This window comes from Actinomyces urogenitalis DSM 15434 (assembly GCF_000159035.1).
Lineage (GTDB): Bacteria > Actinomycetota > Actinomycetes > Actinomycetales > Actinomycetaceae > Actinomyces > Actinomyces urogenitalis.
Genome location: NZ_DS999574.1, coordinates 41,249 through 50,983 on the forward strand (window position 1 = coordinate 41,249; position 9,735 = coordinate 50,983).

Consider the following 9,735-nt stretch of genomic DNA (forward strand, 5'->3'; position numbering starts at 1 on the left):
CGCGTCGCTCACGGGCCTGTGCGATGAGGCGGTCGGCCTCCTGCTCGCTCGGAAGGCGAACGAGCCCCTCCAGCCCCTCGGGCAGCGACACCCAGGCCGGAACCCGCGTCCCCGCCACGTAACGGCAACGCGCCCCGACCGGTAGGGGAACGAGGACACCGCCGGGCCCCAGCGCCACGCCCTCACTAGCCAGCCCCGGAAGAGGCCTGGGAGCACACCGGGACGCCTGGGCACCCCACGCTCCCGCCAGGGTCAGCCCGCCGCCAGCCAGCATCGCGCGACGACTCAGGCGGCCGGGGATACGGCCACGCCACGTGGCCCCGGAGCGAGGTGGGCGGGCGATTGCCCTACTCCGTGAAGTCCGAGCGCAGGACGATGACGATGGGGTTGGACTGGGCCACCTCGGCGGACTCGACCACGTTGGTGATCCCCAGGGCCTCGCCGATAGCACGTGCAGTCGCCTCGTTGTCTGCCGAGGCGTAGTAAATCGTCGTCGTCTCCGGCGTGGACTGGCGGTAGACGCCCTGCTGGACGTTGACGTCCGTGTAGCCGGCGTTGGCCAGGCGGTCACCGGTGCGCCCCGCCAGGCCGTTGACCGAGCTGCCGTTGTGGATGGTCACGCCCGTGGTCAGGTCCGCGTCCTGCACGGCTGGCGCCGCCGGCTCCTCGGTCTGGACCGGCTCGCTCTCACCAGCAGCCGACTCCTGCGGGGCAGCGGTCTGCTCACCCTCAGCGGCCGCCGTGGCCTCGGTGGCCTCCTCGCCGCCAGCCAGCTCCGCGGTGGCAGAAGCCGAGGCAGAGCCCTGCGCAGAGGGCGCGGTGTATCCGGCCTTGCCCAGCAGGGTCACGGCCGCCCAGGCCAGCAGCGGGACGATCACGATCACCGCCAGCAGCGGCACCCAGCTGCGCCATGCCGGAACCGGGGCGCGGTGAACGCCGATGGGTTCGTGCGCCTCGTCGTTGCGGGCGTCGAACTCGTCGTCGGGATACTCGTAAGGAGACACGTCGTGAGAATAGTCGCTGGGGCGCGATCGCGGGGCAGACACCCCGAACCTGTGACGACGGCATCGTGCGCCGCAGTCACCACGGCCACCACGGCCTGCCGCGCAGCGCTGGCAGATCCCAGGAGCCAGCCCTCCCACGGGACTGACATGCCCCGGGAGCCAGCCATCCCCACGAGGCAGGCCCTAGGCTCATCCCGTGAGTGACGCGCGACCCCTGTCCGAGCTGGTTGATCCGTCCTGGGCCCAGGCCCTGGCGCCCGTGGAGCAGACGATCCACGAGATCGGTGACCGCCTGCGCCAGGAAGTGGCTGCCGGCCGAGGCTACCTGCCGGCCGGCACCGACGTCCTACGCGCCTTCACCTACCCCATGCAGGACGTCAAGGTCCTCATCGTGGGGCAGGACCCCTACCCCACGCCCGGGCACCCCATGGGCCTGAGCTTCTCGGTGCAGCCGGGAGTACGTCCACCACGCAGCCTGGAGAACATCTTCACTGAGATGGTCAATGACCTCGGCGTAGCTCGACCCACCTCCGGGGACCTCACCCCCTGGTCACGTCAAGGCGTCATGCTGCTCAATCGGGTCCTCACCGTCCGCCCTGGTTCCCCGGCCTCTCACCGCGGCTGGGGCTGGGAAGCGGTCACGCAGCGGGCGATCGAGGCGCTCGTGGCACGCCAGACTCCGCTGGTGGCCATCTTGTGGGGACGGCCCGCCCAGTCCTTGACCCCCATGCTGGGCACGACGCCGATCGTGGCCTCGCCCCACCCCTCGCCGCTGAGCGCCTCCCGTGGCTTCTTCGGTTCACGGCCCTTCAGCCGTGCCAATGAGCTGCTCTCCCAGCAAGGGGCTGCGCCGGTGGACTGGCGCCTGCCCTGACGGCGCCGCCTCGTCGGGGCGTGCTTGAGTCATATCGGAGCGCGCATTAGCCGCATCGGGGCACGCTCACAACGTGTTCACAACGCGTCCCCGCCCTCGGGAGCCAGGTAGCACGATCCCCCGGAACCGCGTGGTTCCGGGGGAAAGTCTGGAGCCGTCTATCGGGCTCGAACCGATGACCTGCTGTTTACAAGACAGCTGCTCTACCAACTGAGCTAAGACGGCGCGCGCGCCAGCCTACCTGGCTGACGCCTGTGTTGACCAACCCGCCAACGGCACCGGCCGGGCTAGCCGAACCCACCGGGCCGGCCGCGGCCGCAGCCGTCACCACGCCCCGGCTTACCGGTGCACGACGCCGGATCAGCCCTTCTTGATGAGGTCAGTCAGTCCCGTGGCCGTGCCGATCGCGCTGAGGTCCACGCTCTCGCCGTCCAGCAGGATCGTGGGCGTGCCGGTGAAGCCCTTGTCCTGGAAGGTCTGGGTGCCCAGCTCGGTCCACGCACCGTAGGTGTTGGCCTTGATGGCATCAGCGAACTTGGTGCTGACCTCCTGCGAGACCCCCGCCTCGGTGGCAGCGGCAACAAGGTTGTCCGCCGTCATCATGCTGGTGTCCTGGGCGTTGTAGATCTTGGTGAACAGCGCCGAGGCGGTGTTGTGGAACTCCAGGGCGTGCTCAGGGTCCTCGTCCAGGACCAGGCCCTGGGCGTTCATGACCATATCCGTCCAGTCCATCCCCAGGATCTTGCAGGGGTGCAGCACCAGGGTGACCGTGCCGGCGTTGACCAGGTCGGTGATCTCGTCCGCGTGAAGCGTCTCGAAGGCAACGCAGAAGTGGCAGGAGTAGTCGAAGAAGACGTCCAGGACCTTGGCGCCGTCGTTGACGGTGCCGGCGACCATGCCCTTGCCGTAGCTCCAGGAGCCGTCAGACAGCACCACCGAGGGCACGCCGTCCTTATTCGCCTTGCCCGTAGCCACGGCGGCCGAGCCCTGCGAGCCGTCCTCGCGCGCGGAGTAGGCCAGACCGGCACCCACACCCACCACGGCCAGCGCGCCGACTCCCAGCAGGGAGCGGCGGGTGATCTTGGCGCGACGCTCCTTGCGCTCCTGCTCCTCACGCAGGGCCTGCGCCTGGGCGCGAGCAGCCGAGCGGCGCTCAGCCTTGGTCGGACGGGTGCTGTTGCTAGCCACGCGGGTCTCCTCAGCGTCGGTGAGATTGACGAATGAATCATCAATCATTCGGCACCGCCACGATAGGCGTTCACCACGGACGAGCGCCACTCATCAACGAAGTTGAGACCCACGCCATCTCCGCCTCCTCCGCGGGGAGGGCACCCCTTAGCCCGCCAGGAGCGTGAGCACCGAGGTGCCCGGCACCGGGACCAGGGTGCCGGATAGGAACGAGGCCACCACCGCCGTCGTCGCCGCGAGAAGAAGCGCCCCGATCGCGACCCGCACCGCCAGCGACGCCGCTACGCCCTCCACCACCTGTGCCGCTCCTCGCCGCACCGGCCTCGCCCCAGGCAGCCCCCACAGACCGATCGCGACGACGGCGACCTGGACCATGCCCGAGACTCCCTCCTGGCGCGGCTGCCCCAGCTCGGCCCCCAGCACGTACCCGGTCGGGGAGGACACCTGCGGCACCAGCCCCAAGAGATAGGCCGACGCCCACAGCACCACCAGCGCCACCACGAGCGCGACCCCCGTCACCAGCACCGAACGCAGCAGATAGAAGGGCGTCATCATCCATGCCCGAGCCAGGTCTCCCCCCAGCGCCTGACCACGCTGAAGACGCCGCCACCGCAGCGCCTGGCTCGCGCGCCCCACAGTCCCAGCCGCCACCGTGAGCACCACCAGCAGGCTGCACACCCACGACGGCGCCCAGGCGCCCAGTGCTACCAGGAGCAGGCCGAAGCAGGCCACAACCCCTCCATGAGAGGCCGGCTCTCGCGCCCAGTCCGGCAGCACTCCCACGCCGCCCCACTGACCCGGACCGCCCGGGCCTGGCTCCCACGCCGGCTCGACGGGCGCAGGCTGAGCGTAGGGAACCGCCGGCTGGGGCGGCTGCGCGACCGGCGCCATCACCGCGGTCTGCGGCTGCCAGGTCGACTGCTCGTCACAGGCCTGGAGCGGCGCCGTCGCCGGCGCAGTCTCACCCTGGAGGGCGGGGCGCGCGGGCATGACGCCATACGAGGGAGGCCTCGCCGTCGTCGGGAACGACGGCGCGACCAGCACATCTGTGCGCTCACCCGGGTCCTGCGCGGCCTCCGGCATGATCCCGTAGGGCACCTCGGCGTCATCCTGCGTGGCAGCCATGCTGGCCAGCGGGCCGACCCATCCGTCCCCACCCTCGGCGACGTCGTCGATCACCGCCAGCAGGTCCCCCATGGCCAGGCGGTCCTCGCTACGGGGCGCCAGAGCCGCCTCGAAGGCGCGGGCGAGCGCCGGCCACTGCTCCTCCAGCGGCCCAACCTCGGCGCGCCCCTCGTAGACACGGTGGAAGACCGTCTGCCACGGCCCCGACCCGAAGGGCGGGCGAACCGTGACAGCGAAGAGCAGCACGCCGGCGCAGGCGTACCAGTCGGCCTGCGGGTCGGGCTCACCGCCGTCGAGCATCTCAGGCGGGATGAAGCCGGGCGTACCGGTCACCAGGCCGGTCTGGGTCAGGCGGACGTCGTCGGCGACCTGGGCGATCCCGAAGTCGATGAGCACCGGTCCCGCCGAGCCGAGCATGACGTTGGAAGGCTTCAGGTCGCGGTGGATGACGCCGGCAGCATGAACAGCCTCAAGCGCTTCAACCAGTCCGTGAGCCAGGTCGGCCAGGTCAGCGGCGTCCCGCGGCAGAGCGTAGGCGCCCTCTCGTTCGACCTCGGTCTGCAGGCTCGGGCCGTCCACGAGCTCGGTGACCACGAAGCTCAGCCCGTCATCCGACTCGTCCCCGGACTCGATATCCAGGATGCGCGAGACGCGGGGACCGCGCACCCGTGCCAGAACGCCAGCCTCTCGCTCCAGGCGCCTGCGCGCTACGGGGTCCGCAGCCACCTGTGGGTGGAGGATCTTCATCGCCACGTGCAGGCCGTCAGCGTCCCGGGCCTCCCAGACCACTCCCATGCCGCCCGCGCCCAGGCGCCTGAGCAGCTGGTAGCCGCCCACCTGCGCGCCGGGAGCCACACTGGCCAGGCGCGTGGTGGCGGGTTCCTGCGGACTCACGGACATGCCGCCACAGTACCGGGGGACCCACAGACGCACGTGATGTGACTCAATCCATACAGCATGTGACGTGTTCTCAGGAAACGAATTGTCCATCGGCCTCCGAACTGTGACACAATGAGCCAGCCGGCGGCACCCTGCCACCAGCACGTGTCAATGCGGACACGCATAGGCACCTTTCACAACGGATCGTCCGGCACGTACCTGCCGGTGAAGGGAAGCATCCCATGGCAACCGTCACCTTTGACCACGCCACTCGTATCTACCCGGGCAACGACCGCCCCTCGGTGGACGAGCTCAACCTCGAGATCGCGGACGGCGAGTTCCTCGTCCTGGTCGGCCCCTCCGGCTGCGGTAAGTCGACCTCCCTGCGCATGCTCGCCGGCCTGGAGGACGTCAACTCCGGCCGCATTCTCATCGGCGACAAGGACGTGACCGACGTCCAGCCGAAGGACCGTGACATCGCCATGGTCTTCCAGAACTACGCCCTGTACCCGCACATGTCGGTCGCGGACAACATGGGCTTCGCTCTCAAGATCGCCGGCACCCCCAAGGCCGAGATCGAGCAGCGCGTCAAGGAGGCCGCCAAGATCCTGGGCCTGACCGAGTACCTGGACCGCAAGCCCAAGGCTCTGTCCGGTGGTCAGCGTCAGCGTGTGGCCATGGGCCGCGCCATCGTGCGTAAGCCCAAGGTCTTCCTCATGGACGAGCCGCTGTCCAACCTGGACGCCAAGCTCCGTGTCCAGACCCGCACCCAGATCGCCTCGCTGCAGCGCTCGCTCGGTGTCACCACGGTCTACGTCACCCACGACCAGACCGAGGCCCTGACCATGGGTGACCGCATCGCGGTCCTCAAGGACGGCGTCCTGCAGCAGGTCGGTACCCCGCGCGACATGTACGAGCACCCGGCCAACGAGTTCGTTGCCGGCTTCATCGGCTCCCCGGCCATGAACCTGGGCCGCTTCACCGTTCAGGGTGACGTTGCCACCCTGGGCTCGGCCAAGGTCAAGCTGTCCAAGGCCACCCTGGACGCCATGACCCCGGAGGATGGCGGCAAGATCGTCATCGGTTTCCGCCCCGAGTCCCTCGACGTCGTCTCCGAGACGGACGAGCACTCCATCCCGGTGCGCCTGTCCTTCGTCGAGGAGCTGGGCTCGGACGCCTACATCTACGGCGAGCTGGTCGGCGCCGAGAGCTCGGACGAGAAGCTGGGATCCGGTGAGGACTCCAGCCAGGTGATCGTCCGCGTTCCTCCGCGCACCGCCCCGCAGCCGGGCGACACGATCCACGTGCGCATCCGCCCCGGCCAGGCGCACATCTTCTCCGCCTCCACTGGCAAGCGCCTGCCAGCCTGAGCGACGTTGAGTCCGGCGTGACCGGATGATGGCGAGCCCTGCTCCTCCTCGCGAGGTGCGGGGCTCGCCGTCGTCTGAGACCCGCAACCGCCTGCGTCCCTGCGCCGCTCCTACCCAGGTACGCCCACACCCCGTCGCCTTAGGCCCTCAACAGTCGAACCCCGCCCCCGCCACAACCAAACCGACTGTTCCCGGCCTAAACCGACCACCCACGCCTACCTCGCCGGCCCCGCACCCCCGTCGCCTTAGGCCCTCAACAGTCAAGCCCCATCCCCGCCACAACCAAACCGACTGTTCCCAGCCTAAACCGACCACCCACGCCTACCTCGCCGGCCCCGCACCCCCGTCGCCTTAGGCCCTCAACAGTCAAGCCCCATCCCCGCCACAACCAAACCGACTGTTCCCGACCTAAACCGACGGAGGTGGAGGGGAGCCCGAAGGCCACCAGCGCCAGAACCGATCTGCCCATGACCTCAACCGACGGCAGGGAGGCACCCCAGCCGGTTGTCCCCAATCTGAATCGGCCCGCGGGTAGGCCAAGGACGCCGAGTTCTGAGAGGATGAGCCCATGCCACAGTCCATGCAGATCACCGCAGCGACCATTGACCCCGCGCTGCTCGACCTGCCGTGGGAGATCCCGCTTGAGCAGTGGCCGACTGATGTCCTGGCCGCCTTGCCCCGCGGCCTGTCCCGGCACATCGTGCGCTTCGTCAACCTCTCCGAGCGCGTCATCGCCGTCAAGGAGATCGGCGAGTCCGTCGCCTACCGCGAGTTCGAGCTCCTGCGAGACCTCGTGCGCCTGGGCGCCCCCTGCGTGACGCCGACTGCCGTCATCACGGGCCGTAGCGACCTGGATGGCGAACCTCTCAACTCCGTGCTTGTCACGGAGCACCTGTCCTACTCCCTGCCCTACCGCGCCCTGTTCAGTCAGTACATGAGGCCTGAGACCGCCACGCGTCTCATCGACGCCTTGGCCGTACTCCTCGTACGCCTGCACCTGCTGGGCTTCTACTGGGGAGACGTCTCGCTGTCCAACACCCTGTTCAGGCGTGACGCCGGTGCCTTCGCCGCCTACCTCGTGGACGCCGAGACCGGCGAGCTCTACCCCGAGGGCCTGACCGAGGGCAAGCGCCTGTACGACATCGACGTCGCACGCACCAACATCATCGGCGAGCTCATGGACCTCCAGGCCGGCGCCCTCCTGGAGCCCAGCGTCGACACCATCGAGGTCGGCGACCGCATCGTCTCGCGCTACACCGACCTGTGGCGGGTGCTCACCGCCAAGGAGAGCTTCCCCATGAGCGAGCGCTGGCGCGTGCGTCAGCGCGTGGAGCGCCTCAACGAGCTCGGCTTCGACGTCGGCGAGCTGTCGATGAAGACCGAGGCAGACGGCTCGGGTGCCCGCGTGGTCATCCAGCCCAAGGTGGTCGACGCCGGCCACTACCACCGCCAGGTCATGCGCCTGACGGGTCTGGACGTCCAGGAGCGTCAGGGCCAGCGCATGCTCAATAACCTGGAGGCCTACCGCACCTACACCGGGCGCGAGGACCAGCCGATCGAACTGGTCGCGCACGCGTGGCTGGCCGAGGTCTTCGAGCCCACGATCGCTGCCGTCCCGGTGGAGCTGCGACGCAAGATCGAGCCTGCCGAGATCTTCCACGAGGTCCTGGAGCACCGCTGGTACATGTCCGAGCAGCGCCAGAGTGACGTCTCCACCGAGGAGGCCGTGGCGGACTACGTGGCAACGGTCCTGCCCCAGCACTGGGACGAGGAGTCTTACCTGTCCCTGGGCGACACCCAGGAGATGGAGGCGATCTTCGCCGACGACGAGGAAGACGTCCCCGAGGACGACGCCGAGTTCGCCGCCCGCGACGAGGAGACCGCCAACCAGTACGCCCTCAACCCCATGGGCTTCACCGCGGGGATGAAGTTCAAGGGCGAGGAGTAGCGGCCCGGGCTCAGGCCCCCAGCTCCTCGGTCACGAGAGCCGTCTCCTCGTCAGCACGACGGCGCAGCTCACGATGCCGCGTCCACGAGGCCAGCGAGGTCTCCGCCACGGCGTCCAAGACCAGCAGGGCGCCCACCGCCACGAAGCCACCCGGCAGCTCGCCGGTGCGGTTGCGGCGCCGGATCGCGGCGCCGATCAGGGCGCCGCCCACACCGGCCTGCACCGCAGCGCCGGCGCGGATCAGCCACGGCATCTCCGTGACGGCCTGGACGTAGCGCTGCCAGTAGGCAGAACCGGGGACCTCCGGATCGCGCAGCATCATGCCCACCGAGCGGCTGACGGCGTTAGACAACCCACGCGGCTCGTGGACGACGGCGCCCGGGACCTCAGCCGGAGCGAGACGGCCGGTGAGCACGTCCTCGATCCAGCCAGGCAGTCCCAGCGCCGTGATCATGGCCGCCAGTCCCTGAGTGCCGGGCTCAGCCAGCGCCTGGGCCGCCGCCTCGACGTCGGCCCCGGGGACCGCCGCGGCGATGACTGAAGCGTCGGTGGAGTCGGTGAGCATCTCGTCCACCAGGGTCCGCAGCGCCGGACCCGGCTCATCGACCGAGCCCCACACGTAGCGCGAGGTCATGGACCAGGAGTAGACGGCGTCATCCTCGCTCTCCCCGGTGGGGACGGCGCGCACGGACAAATCGCGCTCGTCCGCGCTGAGGATGAGAGCCGGCAGGGACTCGTCATCCCAGCCGAAGGCACCGAGCTCAGGTCCCTGGCCGCTGTACATGACGATGCGACGGTCGATCCCGGGAGCGGAGGCGACCGCCAGCGGACGCTCGAGCAGCGTGGCCTGCAGCGGAACCGTGTAGGCGCTCAACGGCGAGACGACGACGGTGCGGCTGGTGGCCGAGCCACCCGTGCTGATCTGGGGCAGCTCGACGTCCTGCGGCAGGGCGTCAAACGACGCCGGGCCGATGCTGGCGTCAGCAGCCAGCTCACGCGCGAGGTCCTCCGCCAGCTCAGAGACCTTGATCCCGGGCACGACGCCGCCGCGTGAGGGCGGAGTGACGGCGACCCTGCCCTCGGCGTCAGACAGCAGGGTCAGACTCAGCAGGTGGACGGTCGAGGGGTACCACTCCATGCGCGCCACCACACCGTGCTCGCGCAGGCGTTCCTCCACGTCTTGCGGCGTGGACCGGGGTGCGATGAGTACGCCCTCGGTGCGGTTCCAGCGCTGAGCCGTGTCCTGTGCCATGAGGTGGCCTCCTGTCGGTGGCGGTGCGACCAGCCTTGTGGGCCGGCGCGTCAACGAGCCCCATTGTGTCAGTATCGGGCCGCGGCCGGGAGCCC

7 protein-coding genes and 1 tRNA gene are annotated in these 9,735 nt (G+C 69.5%); 3 read left to right on the top strand and 5 right to left on the bottom strand.

Translation table 11 applies throughout. The features are described from left to right. Positions 1-347: 347 nt before the first annotated feature. Positions 348-1,004: a LytR C-terminal domain-containing protein gene (locus HMPREF0058_RS00160; RefSeq protein WP_006547610.1), complete on the bottom strand. Its 657-nt coding sequence runs from the start codon at positions 1,002-1,004 to the stop codon at positions 348-350. A 196-nt stretch (positions 1,005-1,200) separates the two neighbouring features. On the opposite strand from HMPREF0058_RS00160, the gene HMPREF0058_RS00165 reads away from it, so the two are divergent. Beyond that, on the top strand, positions 1,201-1,878 hold the full coding sequence (locus HMPREF0058_RS00165; protein WP_006547611.1) for a uracil-DNA glycosylase: 678 nt from the start codon (positions 1,201-1,203) through the stop codon (positions 1,876-1,878). A 149-nt stretch (positions 1,879-2,027) separates the two neighbouring features. Here HMPREF0058_RS00165 and HMPREF0058_RS00170 read toward each other — a convergent pair. From HMPREF0058_RS00170 to HMPREF0058_RS00180, 3 genes are all read right to left on the bottom strand, one after another. Next, positions 2,028-2,103 (bottom strand) — tRNA-Thr (locus tag HMPREF0058_RS00170). Between the two features lie 135 nt (positions 2,104-2,238). Next, positions 2,239-3,066, bottom strand: a complete 828-nt coding sequence (locus tag HMPREF0058_RS00175; RefSeq protein ID WP_034237330.1) for a DsbA family protein — start codon at positions 3,064-3,066, stop codon at positions 2,239-2,241. A gap of 147 nt (positions 3,067-3,213) precedes the next feature. Beyond that, entirely contained in the window at positions 3,214-5,091 is a 1,878-nt protein-coding gene (locus HMPREF0058_RS00180; RefSeq protein ID WP_006547613.1) for a serine/threonine-protein kinase, read from the bottom strand. A gap of 221 nt (positions 5,092-5,312) precedes the next feature. Between HMPREF0058_RS00180 and HMPREF0058_RS00185 the strand changes: the two genes are divergently transcribed. Continuing rightward, positions 5,313-6,440: an ABC transporter ATP-binding protein gene (locus tag HMPREF0058_RS00185; RefSeq protein ID WP_006547614.1), complete on the top strand. Its 1,128-nt coding sequence runs from the start codon at positions 5,313-5,315 to the stop codon at positions 6,438-6,440. 568 nt (positions 6,441-7,008) lie between these two features. Further along, entirely contained in the window at positions 7,009-8,388 is a 1,380-nt protein-coding gene (locus tag HMPREF0058_RS00190; RefSeq protein ID WP_006547616.1) for a DUF4032 domain-containing protein, read from the top strand. Positions 8,389-8,398: 10 nt separating this feature from the next. Here HMPREF0058_RS00190 and HMPREF0058_RS00195 read toward each other — a convergent pair whose 3' ends face one another. Further along, positions 8,399-9,640 (bottom strand): hypothetical protein, encoded by a 1,242-nt coding sequence (locus HMPREF0058_RS00195; protein ID WP_006547617.1) that lies wholly within the window; start codon positions 9,638-9,640, stop codon positions 8,399-8,401. Positions 9,641-9,735 lie beyond the last annotated feature (95 nt).

Coding starts and splice junctions, on each gene's coding strand:
- HMPREF0058_RS00180 (WP_006547613.1), bottom strand. CDS start 5,091: ATGTCCGTGAGTCCGCAGGAACCCGCCACCACGCGCCTGGCCAGTGTG.
- HMPREF0058_RS00185 (WP_006547614.1), top strand. CDS start 5,313: ATGGCAACCGTCACCTTTGACCACGCCACTCGTATCTACCCGGGCAAC.
- HMPREF0058_RS00195 (WP_006547617.1), bottom strand. CDS start 9,640: ATGGCACAGGACACGGCTCAGCGCTGGAACCGCACCGAGGGCGTACTC.
- HMPREF0058_RS00190 (WP_006547616.1), top strand. CDS start 7,009: ATGCCACAGTCCATGCAGATCACCGCAGCGACCATTGACCCCGCGCTG.